Source organism: Pseudomonas sp. B22129 (assembly GCF_044218875.1).
Classification (GTDB): domain Bacteria; phylum Pseudomonadota; class Gammaproteobacteria; order Pseudomonadales; family Pseudomonadaceae; genus Aquipseudomonas.
On the sequence record NZ_CP162592.1, the window covers coordinates 631,429 to 647,432 of the forward strand.

At 61.3% G+C, this 16,004-nt stretch carries 12 protein-coding genes and 1 pseudogene; 8 read left to right on the top strand and 5 right to left on the bottom strand.

What is annotated here, in order from left to right; all coding sequences use genetic code 11:
- Positions 1–297: 297 nt before the first annotated feature.
- Positions 298–1,635, top strand: a complete 1,338-nt coding sequence (locus AB4P94_RS02945; protein WP_395609331.1) for an MATE family efflux transporter — start codon at positions 298–300, stop codon at positions 1,633–1,635.
- Here the strand turns inward: AB4P94_RS02945 and AB4P94_RS02950 are convergent.
- The 5 genes from AB4P94_RS02950 to AB4P94_RS02970 form a co-directional block, all read right to left on the bottom strand.
- Positions 1,580–2,473 (bottom strand): alpha/beta hydrolase, encoded by an 894-nt coding sequence (locus tag AB4P94_RS02950; protein ID WP_395609332.1) that lies wholly within the window; start codon positions 2,471–2,473, stop codon positions 1,580–1,582. The genes AB4P94_RS02945 and AB4P94_RS02950 overlap by 56 nt on opposite strands.
- A 156-nt stretch (positions 2,474–2,629) precedes the next feature.
- Positions 2,630–4,543 (bottom strand): arginine decarboxylase, encoded by a 1,914-nt coding sequence (gene speA / locus AB4P94_RS02955; RefSeq protein ID WP_395609333.1) that lies wholly within the window; start codon positions 4,541–4,543, stop codon positions 2,630–2,632.
- 143 nt (positions 4,544–4,686) lie between these two features.
- Positions 4,687–5,058: a translation initiation factor Sui1 gene (locus AB4P94_RS02960; RefSeq protein WP_005784408.1), complete on the bottom strand. Its 372-nt coding sequence runs from the start codon at positions 5,056–5,058 to the stop codon at positions 4,687–4,689.
- 196 nt (positions 5,059–5,254) lie between these two features.
- The gene (locus AB4P94_RS02965) at positions 5,255–5,791 is read right to left on the bottom strand and encodes an NUDIX hydrolase (protein WP_395609334.1); all 537 of its coding nucleotides are present in this window, start codon (positions 5,789–5,791) and stop codon (positions 5,255–5,257) included.
- Positions 5,792–5,793: 2 nt separating this feature from the next.
- Positions 5,794–6,861, bottom strand: coding sequence for a DUF2333 family protein (locus AB4P94_RS02970; RefSeq protein ID WP_395609335.1), 1,068 nt, complete (start codon positions 6,859–6,861; stop codon positions 5,794–5,796).
- 299 nt (positions 6,862–7,160) lie between these two features.
- On the opposite strand from AB4P94_RS02970, the gene AB4P94_RS02975 reads away from it, so the two are divergent.
- The 7 genes and pseudogenes from AB4P94_RS02975 to AB4P94_RS03005 all read left to right on the top strand — a co-directional run bounded on the left by AB4P94_RS02975 (position 7,161) and on the right by AB4P94_RS03005 (position 15,892).
- Complete coding sequence (locus AB4P94_RS02975) at positions 7,161–8,831, top strand: diguanylate cyclase (protein ID WP_395609336.1); 1,671 nt, start codon at positions 7,161–7,163, stop codon at positions 8,829–8,831.
- A 1,499-nt stretch (positions 8,832–10,330) separates the two neighbouring features.
- A pseudogene (locus tag AB4P94_RS02980) lies at positions 10,331–10,846 on the top strand (methyl-accepting chemotaxis protein); the annotation flags it as partial.
- A gap of 297 nt (positions 10,847–11,143) precedes the next feature.
- Positions 11,144–11,599 carry a type II 3-dehydroquinate dehydratase gene (aroQ, locus tag AB4P94_RS02985; RefSeq protein WP_016972516.1) on the top strand — a complete coding sequence of 152 codons (456 nt, stop codon included), beginning with the start codon at positions 11,144–11,146 and terminating at the stop codon, positions 11,597–11,599.
- Between the two features lie 24 nt (positions 11,600–11,623).
- Complete coding sequence (gene accB / locus AB4P94_RS02990) at positions 11,624–12,088, top strand: acetyl-CoA carboxylase biotin carboxyl carrier protein (RefSeq protein ID WP_003188191.1); 465 nt, start codon at positions 11,624–11,626, stop codon at positions 12,086–12,088.
- Positions 12,089–12,105: 17 nt separating this feature from the next.
- Positions 12,106–13,467, top strand: a complete 1,362-nt coding sequence (gene accC / locus AB4P94_RS02995; protein ID WP_395609337.1) for an acetyl-CoA carboxylase biotin carboxylase subunit — start codon at positions 12,106–12,108, stop codon at positions 13,465–13,467.
- Positions 13,468–13,729: 262 nt separating this feature from the next.
- Positions 13,730–14,608: a 50S ribosomal protein L11 methyltransferase gene (gene prmA / locus AB4P94_RS03000; RefSeq protein WP_395609338.1), complete on the top strand. Its 879-nt coding sequence runs from the start codon at positions 13,730–13,732 to the stop codon at positions 14,606–14,608.
- Positions 14,609–14,638: 30 nt separating this feature from the next.
- Positions 14,639–15,892 (top strand): DUF3426 domain-containing protein, encoded by a 1,254-nt coding sequence (locus tag AB4P94_RS03005; protein WP_395609339.1) that lies wholly within the window; start codon positions 14,639–14,641, stop codon positions 15,890–15,892.
- Positions 15,893–16,004: the final 112 nt, after the last annotated feature.

Consider the following 16,004-nt stretch of genomic DNA (forward strand, 5'->3'; position numbering starts at 1 on the left):
AGGGGTCCGAGGGGTGAACTATATATCAGCCCGAAGGGGGCCGATGTGGTGCTGGTCACATTGACCGACGGAGGGTGGTTTGGTTCTTTACAAGACGTAAGGCCAGGCCAAATCCCACACACAATGAAGAACCTTGTGGGAGCTGGCTTGCCTGCGATCGCGGTGTGCCAGGCAGAAAACTTTGCACTGATGCACCGCCATCGCGGGCAAGCCCGGCTCCCACACTCACCAGCTCCCACATTGGTTCTGCAGTGGCATTGAGGGATGGTTACAATGCCGCTCCCCCAAGGAGCCTCCATGACTTCCCTGCTCACCGACTGGCGCCACCGCTCCACCCATCGCCGCGTCTGGGCCCTGGCCGCGCCGATGATCCTGTCGAATATCTCGGTGCCATTGGTGGCCTTGGTCGACAGCATGGTCATCGGCCACCTGCCTCACGCCCACCAGTTGGGCGCCGTGGCCGTCGGCGCGAGCCTGTATACCTTCCTCGCCTGGGCCATGGGTTTTCTGCGCATGGGCTCCACCGGTTTCGCCGCCCAGGCTGCCGGGCGTAACGATGGCGCGGCATTGCGGCAAATCCTGTTGCAGGGCTTGTTGCTCGCGCTGGGGCTGGCGATGCTGCTCGGCACGGTGGGCATCCCCTTGAGCCATCTGGCCCTGGAATGGATGCAGCCGTCCCCCGAACTGAATCAACTGACACAAGACTTTTTCCACACGCGCTTGTTTGGCTTGCCCGCCGCACTTGCCAGCTATGCGCTGGTCGGCTGGTTCCTCGGCACGCAAAACGCCCGCGCGCCGCTGGCGATTTTGCTGACGACGAACCTTGTGAATATCGCCCTGAACCTGTGGTTCGTGCTTGGCCTGGATTGGGGCGTGGTGGGTTCGGCCCGCGCCTCCGTCGTGGCCGAATGGACCGGCGCCCTGCTCGGCCTGGCCCTGACGCAAAAAGCCCTGCGCGCCTACCCCGGGCACATCGCCTGGGCCGCGTTGAAATTGTGGGAAAGCTGGCGCCCGCTGTTAGCGGTCAACCGCGACATCTTTATCCGCAGCCTGGCGCTGCAATCGGTGTTTTTCATGATCACGGTACAAGGCGCACGCCTGGGCGACGCCACCGTGGCGGCCAATGCGCTGTTGCTCAACGGCCTGCTGCTGACCGCCCATGCGCTGGACGGTCTGGCCCACGCCGTCGAAGCCCTGTGCGGCCATGCCATCGGCGCCCATGACCGCCAGTCGCTGCGTCGTTCGTTGGTGGTGGCGGGCGGTTGGTCGCTGATCGCCAGCATTGGCTTTGCATTGCTGTTCACTGTCGCCGGGCATCTGTTTATCGCCATGCAAACCGACATCCCCAGCGTGCGCGAAACCGCCGACCTTTACCTGCCTTATCTGGCAGTACTCCCGTTGATTGCGGTGTGGAGCTACCTGCTCGACGGCCTGTTCATCGGCGCCACCCGCGCCCGGGAAATGCGCAACGGCATGCTGCTGACCGTGCTGCTGACCGTGCCGGTTGCCTGGGCCTTGCAGGGCCTGGGCAATCACGGGCTGTGGCTGACCTTCCTGTTGTTCATGGCCCTGCGCAGCCTTACTTTGTGGGCGATTGCCTGGCGCTTGAACCGGCAGGATCAGTGGCTTGGATAAAAGCGGTTACGCGGTCCAGCACAGGCGCGAGCCAACGTAGCGGCTTGGCGATAGACGCCACCAGCGTCGCGTGGTTGGTCCTGGTGAAATAGAACGCTTCGACCGGCACGCCCGCCGTGCGCAACTTGCTCGCCAGCCCCCCGGTATTGCGCGTGGGGTTGACCAGGTTGTCGTCCTTCGAAGCGATCAACAGGCTGGGCGGCGCACTGGCGCTGACGTGGTTGATCGGCTGCGAGTCCGGTGGCGAATCGGGGAAGAAAAACACCGGGCGCACGTCGCGGTTTTCAATCGGCAGGAAGTCATACGGCCCGGCCAGGCCAATCCAGCCCTTGAAGATTGACGGCGACAAACCCACCGCGTTCAGCCAGCGCGAATCCAGTGCCAGCATCGACGCGTTATACGCGCCGGAGCTGTGGCCCATCACATACATCTGCACGGGATCGGCGCCGTAGTCGGCGATGTGCTCGTGAGCCCAGGCCACGACTTTGGCGCCGTCCTGGAGAAAAGCGGGGTAACGTACCTGGGGGTAGAGCCGGTAATCAGCGATCACCACCACAATGCCGCGCGAGGCCAGGGCTTCGCCGACGAAACCGTAGTCTTCCCTCGAGCCGCTGTTCCAGCTGCCGCCGTAGAAAAACACCACGACCGGGGCGTTGGACACGGCCGGGACGGGGCGGTAGACGTCGAGTTTCTGGCGGGGGTCATCGCCATAGGCGATGGCGGAGGTTTTGGTGAAGGTGCTGGAGGGCGTGAGTGCGTTGAGTACTTTGATCGGGGAGCAGGCCGACAGTAGCGCCGCGACAATCAAGGTAAATGCTTGAAGGTACTTGCTCGACATTATCCAGCCCTCACAATGAAGCGACTACCAAACTCAGATACAAATGTGGGAGCGGGCTTGCTCGCGAATACGGTGGGTCAGTGAACACATACGTGACTGATATACCGCATGCGCGAGCAAGCCCGCTCCCACATTTTGGATCGCTGTCGACCGTACTTACGAGGACAGGTAAGACGAGCGCGTCAGGCCCAGGCGCAATGCATCCAGGAACTGGGTGCGCTCGCTGGCACTGATCTTCGCGCTCGCACACTTGTCACGGTAGTGCGTCATCAGCTCCTCCGGCGACAAGTGCACGTAACGCAGCATGTCTTCGATGGTGTCGTGGGTTTCGATGCCGGCGCTGTATACCGAACCGTCTTCACGCTGGTAGATGTTCACCGAATCGGTGTCACCGAACAGGTTGTGCATGTCACCCAGAATTTCCTGGTAGGCACCGACCAGGAAGATACCCAGCAAGTAGTCCTCGCCCTCGTTCAGGGCGTGCACCGGCAGGCTGGTCTCGATGGACTGCTCATCGACGTACTGCTTGATCTTGCCGTCGGAGTCGCAGGTCAAATCCTGCAATACCGCGCGGCGCAGCGGCTCTTCATCCAGGCGATGCAGCGGCAGGATCGGCAGGACCTGGCCGATGGCCCAGGTGTCCGGCAGGCTCTGGAACACCGAGAAGTTGCAGATGTATTTGTCGGCAAGCTTGTCGTTGAGCTCGTCCAACACCTGGCGGTGCGAACGCTGGCGGGCCTTGAGCGAGTCGTGCAAACGGCGGCATACGGCGAAGTAGCACTGCTCGGCCAGGGCTTTTTCAGCCAGGGTGATCTTGCCGTCGGCGTACTGGGTGGCCACGTCGCTCATGTAGTGAGTGGCGCGCCAGTAGGTTTCGGTGACCATTTCAATGTCGGTCGGGCCCAGCAGGTCCACCAGCCATTGCACGGTTTCCGGCAGGCTTTCCTTGTTTTCGATCAGCGGGATTTCGTCGTTGTGTTTCTCGACGTCAGTCACCTGCACCACCAGCATGGCGTGGTGGGCGGTCAGGGAACGGCCGCTTTCGGAGAAAATGTTCGGGTGCGGCAGGCTCTGGGCGTCGCAGAATTCCTTGAGCATACCCACGACCACACCGGCGTAGTCGTCCATGTCGTAGTTGATCGAACTGGCGTTACGCGAGTGCGTGCCGTCGTAGTCCACACCCAGGCCGCCGCCGACGTCGATGTGGTCCACCGGCAGGCCGAGGTTGCGCAGTTCACCGTAATAACGAATGGCTTCCTTGAAACCGTGCTGGTAGTCGGCCAGGTTGGCGATCTGCGAACCCATGTGGAAGTGCAGCAGGCGGATGCCCTGATCCAGGCCCGCCGCGCGGAAACGCTCGACCACGGACAGCAGTTGCGCCGCCGAGAGGCCGAATTTGGACTTCTCGCCGCCGGTGTCCGCCCACTTGCTCGAGGCCAGGGACGACAAGCGCACGCGCAGGCCAACCTGCGGCTTGACCTTGAGGCTGGCGGCTTCTTCGATCACCAGTTCAACTTCGGATTCTTTCTCGATCACGATGAACACGTTGTGGCCCAGCTTCTGACCCATCAGGGCCAGGCGGATGAACTCACGGTCCTTGTAACCGTTGCAGACGATGGTGCCACCCTTCGGCGCGAGGGCCAGCACGGCCAGCAGCTCAGGCTTGGAACCGGCTTCCAGGCCGATGGACACGTTCTGGGTGGCGATGATGTTCTCGATCACCGCCTCCTGCTGGTTCACCTTGATCGGGTACAGCGCGGTGTACTTGCTCTGATATTCCAGGCGCTCGATGTTCGAATCGAAGGCACCGGTCAATTGGCGTACACGGTCTTGCAGAATATCGGGGAAGCGCACCAGCAACGGCAGTGACAGGCCGCTCTTGCGCAGTTCGTCGACTTGCTCGTAAAGGTCGACAGGCGTGCTGTTCGGGCCGTTCGGACGGACTTCAACGCGACCGGCATCATTGATCGCGAAATACCCGGCCCCCCAATGGCGAATCCCGTAAACACTGCGGCTGTCCGCAACTGTCCATTGGCTGCCATCGTCTTTGCGTGTGCGTCGTACGGACATCGAAGTCCCCTATAAATGAAGTCGAAGGCACCGCCCCTATCAGAGGCTGGCGCAGTCTAAAGAATGAAAATGACGATTTGCCTGCGTGAAAGGTAGGACCCCACGCGCAGGACAGAGTTTAGACACAGGTCGGGAAGAGGCTTTCAGCCGCCGGACTTCTTGGCCTTGTACCCGAGCTTGATCAGCTCGGCCAACAGCAACTCGACGTGATCGCCCTGAATCTCGATGACGCCGTCTTTCAACGCGCCACCGGTGCCACAACGCTTTTTCAACGTGGTGGCCAGTTCTTTCAGGGCATCCTCGGCCAGCGGAACGCCGGTGATGGTGGTCACCGTCTTGCCGCCACGGCCTTTGCTCTCGCGTCGCACGCGGGCAATACCGTCGCCTTCAGGGATCAGGGTCTGTTTACAGGTACACGAATCCACGGGCTGACGACAGTCCGGGCAGTGTCGACCTGCGTCGGTGGAAAATACCAGGCCACCAAGGGCGGCGAAGGATGCGGCTTTTTTGGCCACCGGCAATCCTCTTGGGAGGACAAAGACTGATCGGTACTCACAATGAGGGTTACCGACCGCGAAGCCCCACTCAGGCAGGGGCAGCGCTACCGAACCAACCGACTCCTAACAGCAGGGTGGTTCGGGTGAAAAGTCGCGCAGTGTAACGGCAAAAAGCCGACTTGCTAAGGGCCAAATGGCGCCAATTTATGCAGCTTTAGCGACGTGAGGCCAGATAGCGCCGCAAGCCCTCTTGCGCGTCCGGGCAGTAGGGCTTTTGTTCAGCTTCCTGCAGGACAATTTCAAGGGGTAAAAAGCGCGCTTCCATGACTTCTTCGGGCTGCAGCCGCAGGGGGCCGTCCCAGACGGCCGAGTAGGATTTGCACCAGAGTTTGCTGTCGCCGTCTTCAAAGTAGAAATGGTCGTGCTCGACCAATTCCACGCCGCTGACGCCCAACTCCTCTTCAAGCTCCCGAGCCGCCGACAAGGTGTAGGACTCACCCTTCGCGACCATCCCGCCCGCCGCCGTGTCCCAGAAACCCGGGTACATGGCCTTGCTCAGGGTGCGCCGGTGCACGCAGAGCTCGCCGGCGGAGTTGAACAGAAAGATAAAGGTGCAACGGCCAATCAGGCCGCGCTGGCGCAGGTCGGACCTGACCAGGGCGCCGAGCAGGTTGTCTCGCTCGTCGACCCAGCAGATCAGTTCAGCATCGGAAGCCGCTCGGTGGGCGGCCTCCTTTTGAGTAGCGTCCATCATCACCCCTGGTTGAGGAGCTGACGCAGATCGATAACGGCAGCGTTTGCCCGGGAAATATAATTGGCCATGACCAGCGAGTGGTTGGCGAGGATGCCAAAGCCACTGCCGTTAAGAATCATAGGGCTCCAAACCGGTTCCTGCGAAGCTTCCAGCTCACGAATGATCTGGCGCACGCTGACGGTGGCGTTTTTCTTGGCCAGCACGTCGGCAAAATCGACTTCGATGGCGCGCAGCAAGTGGGACAAGGCCCACGCCTGGCCACGGGCTTCGTAGAACACGTTGTCGATCTGCATCCATGGGGTTTCCACCACTTCCTCATCGACCTGCGGCACTTCACCCGGCGCCAGGGCCTCGGTTTTCAGCGCGGTGTTCAGCTTGACCCGGCCGACACTGGCCGACAGGCGTTGCGACAGCGAACCCAGCCGGGTAGCGACATCGCCCAGCCAGTTGTTCAGGTTGTCGGCACGCGCATAGAACAGCGCGCCGCGTTGATTCGGGTCGGACAGGCGCGCTTCGTAGCGGCTCAGGGAGTTGATGCCTTCCTGGTATTCCGATTCGCTGGACGGCAGCACCCAGCTCTTGTTGTCAAAGTTGAAACGCGGCTCGGCCTTGGCCAGGTCAGCATCTTCAGCCGACTGCGATTGGGAACGGGCGAAGTCTTTACGCAGGGCACGGGTCAAGTCGCGGACCTGCACCAGCACGCCATATTCCCAGCTCGGCATGTTGTCCATCCACAGGCCTGGCGGGAAACGGTCGTTGGAAATGTAGCCGCCGGGCTTGTTCAGCAAAGTGCCGACCACGGTCTTGAGGGTTTCGACGGTGGTGAAGCCCACCACCATCTGCTTGCCGTCCTTTTCTGCGGCAAGCTGGGCATTTTGCTGGACCGGGAACAATGCCGGCTCTTCGCTCCAGTACCAGCCGAGGCCGCCGGTGACCAACAGGTACAAACCCAGCACGCTGAGCACGGCGCGGCTCATCAGCAGGTTGCGAAAGTAGCCGCGGTTGGCCGACTTGGGCTCAGGAGCAGGGCCTTTGGCGCTGCCTGCACGGTTTTTCCAGTCCAGCATGGCGATATCCTTTCAATCACTTGAGTTCATGCACGTCAATGGTCCGGGTGCGTTCAAACACTCCGACCACAACCCTACCCCATCGTGCCCGTGGATGCGGGGCTTTTAACCGAAAGTGGCAGGTGCGCGAGGTTCAACTATAAAGGATGCACGTTTTTTACGCTGCGCGACCAACAGGTCGGTAACTGAATGCTCAAGACCCGTACTTAATTGACGTATGACACTCATGTAATGGAAAAGAGGTGCTAGCATAGAGCCATCAGTCGACCTCAGCATGCGCCCTCACTAGTAGTCAGGATATGACCGAGCCAGAAGACCCCAGCCGTGAGCGTCTCAAGCACCATTTTGCCCAGCGGGTAATTCATCAGGCACGTCAAATTCTTGAGATCTGGCAGCGCCTGCAACGCAGCGAATGGTCGAACGCCGATTTGTCCGAACTCAGCGAGGCCAACCTGCGCCTGCTGCGCTTTGCCGAACGTTTCGAACAACCGGAGCACGGCCAGTTGGCGCGGCATATCGGCGAATCCCTCAAAGCTGTGGACGACAATCGCGGCCGCCTGAGCAGCCAGCTGATCACCGAGCTCAACCGCCTGATGCAGCGCTTGTCCCGCACCGGCTTGCGCCAGGGCGACCAGTTGGAACAGACCTTCCTGCCGCCGATGCGCAAGCCGATCTACGTGATGCTGGCCGATCACGACCGTGCCGAGCGCCTGGCCAAGCAACTTGAATTCTTTGGTTTGAGCGCCCAGTCCCTGGACAGCGTGGCGGCGTTTCGCGCCTCCATGGCCGAGCGCCTGCCGTCGGCGATTGTGATGGACGTGGATTTTTGCGGCACCGGCCTGGGCCTCAAACTCGCCGCCGAGGCCCAGGAAGGTCTGGAGCAAAAGCTGCCGCTGCTGTTTTTCAGCCTGCACGAAACCGATACGCCCACCCGCCTCGCCGCCGTGCGCGCCGGTGGCCAGGAATTCCTCACCGGCACACTGGAAGCCTCCAGCCTGCTGGAAAAAATCGAAGTGCTGACCTGCGTCGCCCAGTACGAACCTTATAAAGTGCTGATCATCGACGACTCGCGGGCTCAGGCGTTGCACACCGAACGCCTGCTCAACAGTGCCGGCATCGTTACCCGCACTTTGATTGAGCCGATCCAGGCCATGGCCGAGCTGGCGGATTTCCAGCCGGACCTGATCATCCTCGACATGTATATGCCAGCCTGTACCGGTACCGAACTGGCCAAGGTGATTCGCCACAACGACCGGTATGTCAGCGTGCCGATCATCTACCTGTCGGCCGAGGACGACCTGGATAAACAGCTCGATGCCATGAGCGAAGGCGGCGACGACTTCCTCACCAAGCCGATCAAGCCGCGCCACCTGATAACCACCGTGCGCAACCGTGCCGCACGAGCGCGCAACCTGAAGGCGCGCATGGTCCGCGACAGCCTGACCGGCCTGTACAACCACACCCATATCCTGCAATTGCTCGAAGACTGCAGCTTCCGCGCGCGCCGCGAGAACAAGCCGCTGAGCTTTGCCATGCTCGACATCGACCACTTCAAGCGGGTCAACGACAGCCACGGCCACCCCATGGGCGACCGCGTAATCAAGAGCCTGGCGTTGTTTCTCAAGCAACGTTTGCGCAAGACCGACTTTATCGGGCGCTACGGCGGCGAAGAGTTCGCCATCGTGATGCCCGACACCGACCTGGAATCGGCCTGCAAGGTGCTGGACGAAATTCGCGGGCGTTTTGCCGAAATCCACTACCCCGCCCAACCCCAGGATTTGTGGTGCACCTTCAGCGCCGGGCTGGTCGAGCTGTGCGAAGGTTCCGACAGCCTGATGATGGCTGCCCAGGCCGACGAGGCGCTGTATCGCGCCAAGGACGCCGGGCGCAACCGCGTACAAGCGGCGCGCACGTCAAAGCAAAGTGCCATCTTTTCACCGGAATCCAGCGATTCCGTCATAACTCTGTAATGGAAACGCAATAACTTCAGGCACTTATCTTTTGCTGTCGGTTGAAACCACGCATGCGCCTGAAGCTGCTGACCAATCTCAATACCCTCCTTCTGGTGGCCGTGTGCCTGGCACTTGGGGCGACGCTGTGGTGGTCGCAACGGGCGCTGGAACGGCCTTATTTGCTGATGGAGCGTTACCTCGGGCTGTCGCAGACCTTCCAGAACCAGGCCGCACGCAATATCGACGACTACTTGGGCAGCGGCGACGCCTTGCGCTTGAGCAGTGCCAGCCAGAGCCTGGAAAACCTGTTGCAGCATCTGGATGAACTGCCTGCCGACCTCGCGCAAAACCTGCGCCCGAGCCTGACCGAACTGGATGCTTTCAGCAAAACCGACCTGCTGGCCGCCGGCAAACTGGCTGGCGACCCGCAAGCCTTGTTGCTGCAAGCCGAGCGCGAACTGGGGGCGAACCTGGAGCAACTGAGCCAGTACGCGATGGGCGTCAATTCGCCGGATGCCGCGCGTTATTTGCCACCCCTGCTGGCAGCGGCCCAGCACCTGGGCAAGCTGTCACTGGCCCGCGACAAGCTGGTAAGCAGCGGCCGCGCAGAATTGGCTGACGATGTAGAGCGCGAAATCGCCAGCATCCGTACCCAGGCCGACGTGTTGGCGCAGTTGCCATTGCTCGGTGTGAAGGCCAGCAGCGAATCCAGCACCGATGACTTTTCCGCGATGATGGGCCTGGAAAACAGCGAAAAAACCGAAGTACAAGACACCGGCGTCGACCTCAAGCGCGAGCTCAACAGCCTGCTGACCCGCTACCCGGCCGAACTCAAGCGCACCCGCGACCAGATCCAGCAACGCGCCGACCTCGCCACCGGCACCCACCTGAAAATCGCCGCCGTGCAGCAAGCCATCGCCGGCCTTGAGCCGGTGGTGCGCGCGCAACACGGCAAGATCCAGGGCGAAGTGCGCCTGATGCAGGGCGTGATGATCGGCCTGATTTTGTTGATCGCGTTGCTGATCGACACCCTGCAACGCCGCCTGGCGCGGGTGCTGACCAACCTCGCACCGGCTCTGTCGACTTGGGCCGAGGGCGATTTCAGCCAGCCGATTGCCCTGGGCAAGACCAACCGCGAACTGCACGATATTGAAGCCTCGTTGAACCGCCTGCGCGCGTATCTGGTGGACCTGGTGGGCACCATTCGCGGCAATGCCGAGGAAGTCGCCGGCAGCAGCCGCGCCCTTGCCGAACTGAGCAGCGGGCTGCACGACGGCGCCGAGCGCCAAGCCGGTGATACCGGGCAGATTCGTGACTCCCTGGGCGAGCTGGAAGCGACGATCCAGCAAGTGGCGGGCGATGCCAGCCAGGCCGCCAGCGCCAGCCGCAGCGCGGGCCAGGCGGTGGAGCAAGGCCAGCGGGTGATTGGCTTGAGCCTGACGGGCTTGCACGCTTTGGTCGGCGAAGTGCAGCAAAACGCACAGATGATCGAGAAACTCGCCGAAGAATCCGCCACCATCGGCGGCGTACTGACAGTGATTCGCTCGATTGCCGACCAGACCAATTTACTCGCACTTAACGCCGCCATCGAGGCCGCGCGGGCCGGTGAAGCCGGGCGCGGGTTTGCCGTGGTGGCCGACGAAGTCCGCTCGTTGGCGCAGCGCACCGCCGGCGCCACCGCCGAAATCCAGGGCCTGATTGCCAGCCTGCAAACAGCCGCCCATCAGTCGGTTGAAGGCATGCGCGCCCAGGTCGAGCATGCCGAAGCCACCGCCCGGCAAGCCCAGGCGGCGGATGGCGCGCTGGATGAAATCGTCGGTGCGATCCACACCATCTCCGAAACCGCCGTGCGCATCGCTGATGTGACCGCGCAGCAGAGTGGCGCCGTCAGTGAGATTCGCGACAACAGCGAGCGGATTCACCAGTTGGGCGAGGATAATTTGCTGCGCATCGGGCAAGGGCGCAGCCAGGGTGAGCATTTGTTGGTGCTGGGTGGGCAGCTCAATACGGCGGTGCAGGCCTTTCGCGTCTGACCCGTTCCATTGCCAAGTGAAGATCAAAATGTGGGAGCGGGCTTGCTCGCGAATGCGGTGTCTCAGTCAACACATCCATCACTGACCCACCGCATTCGCGAGCAAGCCCGCTCCCACATTTAATCTCTGGTGTAGTCAGAACTGTGTTTCCAATGACCAGATCCGACGGGTTAGTCACAAATTTTGCGCAATCCTCGCTAATCGTGCTGCCTACTGCATAGAACTGGACAGTCACAAAGGCTTTGCGGCATAGTCGCCGGGTTCTGCCGTACCCACATCAATAACAAGGAACAGCCGATGGCGACCTTACTGGTTCTTCACGGACCCAACCTGAACCTGCTCGGCACCCGTGAACCGGGCGTCTACGGGGCAGTGACCCTGGACCAGATCAACCTCGATCTTGAACGCAGGGCGCGTGAAGCCGGCCACCATCTGCTCTACCTGCAAAGCAATGCCGAGTACGAATTGATTGATCGCATCCATGCCGCGCGCGGCGAAGGCGTGGACTTTATTTTGATCAATCCCGCCGCTTTTACGCACACAAGTGTTGCATTACGTGACGCGCTGCTGGCGGTGAGCATCCCATTTATCGAAGTGCATTTGTCGAACGTGCACAAACGCGAAGCTTTCCGCCATCACTCCTACTTCTCCGATGTAGCGGTAGGTGTGATCTGCGGCCTTGGCGCCAGCGGTTACCGACTGGCCCTGGAGGCCGCCCTGGAACACATTGAACAACCGGCCAAGCGCCCCTGACCGACCCTTGGGAGTTGATGATTCATGGATATCCGTAAAGTTAAGAAATTGATCGAACTGCTGGAAGAATCCGGTATCGACGAGCTGGAAATCAAGGAAGGCGAAGAGTCCGTACGGATCAGCCGCCACAGCAAGACCCCGGCTCAACAGTTCTACGCACCACAGATGCAAGCACCGGCGCCAGCCGCTGCTGCGCCGGCCGCTGCTCCTGCTGCCGCCGCTGCTCCTGCCGCCCCAGCCGCTCCGGCGCTGAACGGCTTCGTGGTCAAGTCGCCAATGGTCGGTACCTTCTACCGCACCCCGGCACCGACCTCGCCAGCCTTCGTTGAAGTCGGCAAGACCGTGAAAGTGGGCGACACCATCTGCATCGTTGAAGCGATGAAGATGATGAACCACATCACCGCTGAAAAAGCCGGCGTCATCGAATCCATCTTGGTAGAAAACGGTCAGCCGGTTGAGTACGACCAGCCGCTGTTCACCATCGTTTGAACCGCGGAGTGCCTTCGATGTTGAAACCTGCGAAGAAACTGGAAAAAGTCCTGATCGCCAACCGCGGTGAGATCGCCCTGCGAATCCTGCGCGCCTGTAAGGAACAAGGCATCAAGACCGTCGCTGTTTATTCGACGGCCGACTCGGAACTGATGCACGTGAAACTGGCGGACGAAAGCATCTGCATCGGCCCGCCACTGGCCACGAACTCGTACCTGAAAGTCCCAAGCATCATCGCTGCGGCAGAAGTGACCGGCGCTACCGCCATCCACCCTGGCTACGGTTTCCTTGCGGAAAACGCCGACTTCGTCGACCAGGTGGAAAAGTCCGGCTTTACCTTCATCGGCCCGAAAGCCGAGACCATTCGCCTGATGGGCGACAAGGTCTCCGCCAAGGAAGCCATGATCGCGGCCGGCGTGCCAACCGTTCCAGGCTCCGACGGCCCACTGCCTGAAGACGAGGAAACCGCTCTGCGCATTGGTCGCGAAGTCGGTTACCCGGTGATCATCAAGGCCGCCGGTGGCGGTGGTGGTCGCGGCATGCGCGTGGTGCACAAGGAAGAAGACCTGATCGAAGCCGCCAAGCAGACCCGCTCTGAAGCAGGCGCCTGGTTCAACAACCCGATGGTCTACCTGGAAAAGTACCTGACCAACCCACGTCACGTGGAAGTGCAGGTTCTGTCCGACGGCCAGGGCCACGCCATTCACCTGGGTGACCGCGATTGCTCGCTGCAACGTCGCCACCAGAAGGTACTGGAAGAAGCCCCGGCACCGGGCCTGGACGAAAAAGCCCGCGAAGAAGTGTTGGCTCGCTGCGTCAAGGCGTGCATCGACATCAACTACCGTGGCGCCGGTACCTTTGAGTTCCTCTACGAGAACGGCCGCTTCTACTTCATCGAGATGAACACTCGTGTGCAGGTAGAGCACCCGGTTTCGGAGATGGTCACCGGTATCGACATCGTCAAGGAGATGCTGAGCATCGCCGCTGGCAACCCGCTGTCCTTCACCCAGAACGACGTGAAGATCCACGGCCACTCCCTGGAGTGCCGGATCAACGCCGAAGACCCGAAAACCTTTATCCCAAGCCCTGGCCTGGTCAAGCATTTCCATGCGCCCGGCGGCAACGGCGTACGTGTGGATTCGCACCTGTACAGCGGCTACAAGGTTCCGTCCAACTATGACTCGCTGATCGGCAAGCTGATCACCTGGGGCGCTACCCGTGACGAGGCCATGGCCCGCATGCGTAACGCGCTGGACGAGATCGTGGTTGACGGCATCAAGACCAACATCCCGCTGCATCGGGACCTGGTTCGTGATGAAGGCTTCTGCGAAGGTGGTGTGAACATTCACTACCTGGAACACAAGCTGGCTAACCAGTAAGTGCTCCACCCAACAAAACCGCCTTCGGGCGGTTTTGTTGTTTGTGGCACCTGGGTTTTGCTGGATGGATACATTCCCCTGTGGGAGCGGGCTTGCTCGCGAATGCGTTGGGTCAGTGATGGATGTGTTGGCTGATACACCGCTTTCGCGAGCAAGCCCGCTCCCACATTTGTTATGTGTACACCCCTCCCGCCGCTCGCGTAAACTTGCGCGCTTTCGCAGCCCACCCCGCTGCACATTCAATTTTTCAAAGGTGCCCGCCATGCCTTGGCTGCAAGTCCGTCTCGCCATCAGCCCAGAACAAGCCGAAACCTACGAAGACGCTTTCCTCGAAGTCGGCGCCGTTTCGGTCACCTTCATGGACGCCGAAGACCAACCCATCTTCGAACCGGAACTCAACACCACCCCGCTGTGGTCCCACACCCATTTGCTCGCCCTGTTCGAAGATGGCACCGATGCCGCTGCCGTCCTGGCCCATATGGAACTGCTGACCGGCAGCCCGCTGCCCGAGCACCACAGTGAAGTGATCGAAGACCAGGACTGGGAGCGCAGCTGGATGGATAACTTCCAGCCGATGCGTTTCGGCCAACGCCTGTGGATCGTGCCAAGCTGGCACGCCGCGCCTGAACCAGACGCCGTCAACCTGCTGCTCGACCCCGGTCTGGCGTTCGGCACCGGCACCCACCCCACCACCGCGCTGTGCCTGGAGTGGCTGGACGGCCAGGACCTTAACGACTGCAACGTGCTGGACTTCGGCTGTGGCTCGGGGATCCTGGCCATTGCCGCGCTGCTGCTGGGCGCCAAGGAAGCCGTGGGTACCGACATCGACGTGCAGGCCCTGGAAGCCTCGCGCGATAACGCTGGCCGCAACAACATCCCTGAAGGCAAATTCCCGCTGTACCTGCCGGAGCAGCTGCCCCAGGTGCAAGCCGACGTTTTGGTCGCAAACATCCTCGCCGGGCCGCTGGTTTCGCTGGCCCCGCAGCTGTCGAGCCTGGTCAAGCCGGGGGGCCGCCTGGCACTGTCGGGCATCCTCGCCGAACAGGGCGAAGACGTGGCTGCCGCTTATGCGCAGGATTTCGAGCTGGATCCGATCGCAAACCGTGATGGCTGGGTACGCATCAGCGGTCGTCGGCGCTAGAATGAGCGCTTGCCTGAATCGGATGGCCGCATGACCGACAGTTTCGTCACCCAGTGCCCGCATTGCCAAGCCCGCTTTCGCGTCAGCCACGCCCAATTGAGCGTGGCCCGTGGCGTGGTTCGCTGCGGCTCGTGCCTGCAAGTGTTCAACGCGGCCCGCCAGTTGCTGGAGCAACGCGCCCACGCGTCTGCACCAGAACCTGAGCAGCCGGCGGTCGTTGAAACCCCTGCAGCGCCGGCCCCCGAGGCACCGCGCGCCATCAGCCAGAAACAGTGGACCGCCGAAGAGCTGGACCTGGACAACCTGGACCTGGACGAAGAACTGGCCAAGCTGGAACGCCGCGAGATTCAGCACACTCAGCCGGCAGGTGGCGAACGTCGCCAGGCCGGCATAGACCGCAGGCAAAAAGAAGAGTCTCTCAGCGCCAGCCGTGACACGGTCAAGGCCGAGGAAGAGAAATGGGCCGCCAGCCTGTTCAGCGAACCGCCTGAGGAACGCACGCCAGCAGCCGAAGACGAACCTGAACCGGCCAAAGCGCCTGCGACCCGGCAGCGCACCGAGCCGTCCATGTCGTTTCATATTGATGATGTCGACGAAGAACCGCCGCTGCGCTCAACCCCTGACGATGACGAACTGGACCCACCCTTCAGCCCCGTCACCGACGAAGTGCACGAGCCGGAACCCGAAGAGCGCCCTCAGCCGCGCCGTAAACGCTCGCGCCCGGAGGCCAGTGTTCACGATGAGATGCTGCAGGACCTGGAAGACGACCCACTGCATCTTTATGCACAGAAGCGCCCATCCGGCTGGGGCCGCCGCCTGATCTGGATCGTCCTGGTACTGCTGGCCGCCGCCGGCCTCGCAGGCCAGTACATCGCCTACCAATTCGACGACCTGGCCCGCCAGGACGCCTACCGCCCGTGGTTCCAGCAACTGTGCCCAAGCCTGGGTTGCACCGTGCCATCGCGGGTCGACATCGCTCACATCAAAAGCAGCAACCTGGTGGTGCGCAGCAACCCTGAGTTTGCCGGAGCACTGGTAGTGGACGCGATCATTTACAACCGTGCAACGTTCTCCCAGCCCTTCCCGCTGCTGGAACTGCGCTTTGCCGACTTGAACGGCAACCTGATTGCCAGTCGTCGCTTCAAGCCTGGCGAATACCTGAGCGGTGAGCTCGCCGGAGTGAGCGAAATGCCATCGCAGACACCGATCCATATTTCCCTGGACATCCTCGACCCGGGCAATAAAGCGGTGAATTACAGCCTGAGCTTCCACTCGCCTGAGTGAATCGGTTGATGCACCAAGGTTTGACGGCGGATTCTTGACTTCACCCCGCGCAACCAAACCGGTCGCGATAAAGAAATAACTGTTCAGATTTTATCCAATTCAGCCTTTATCC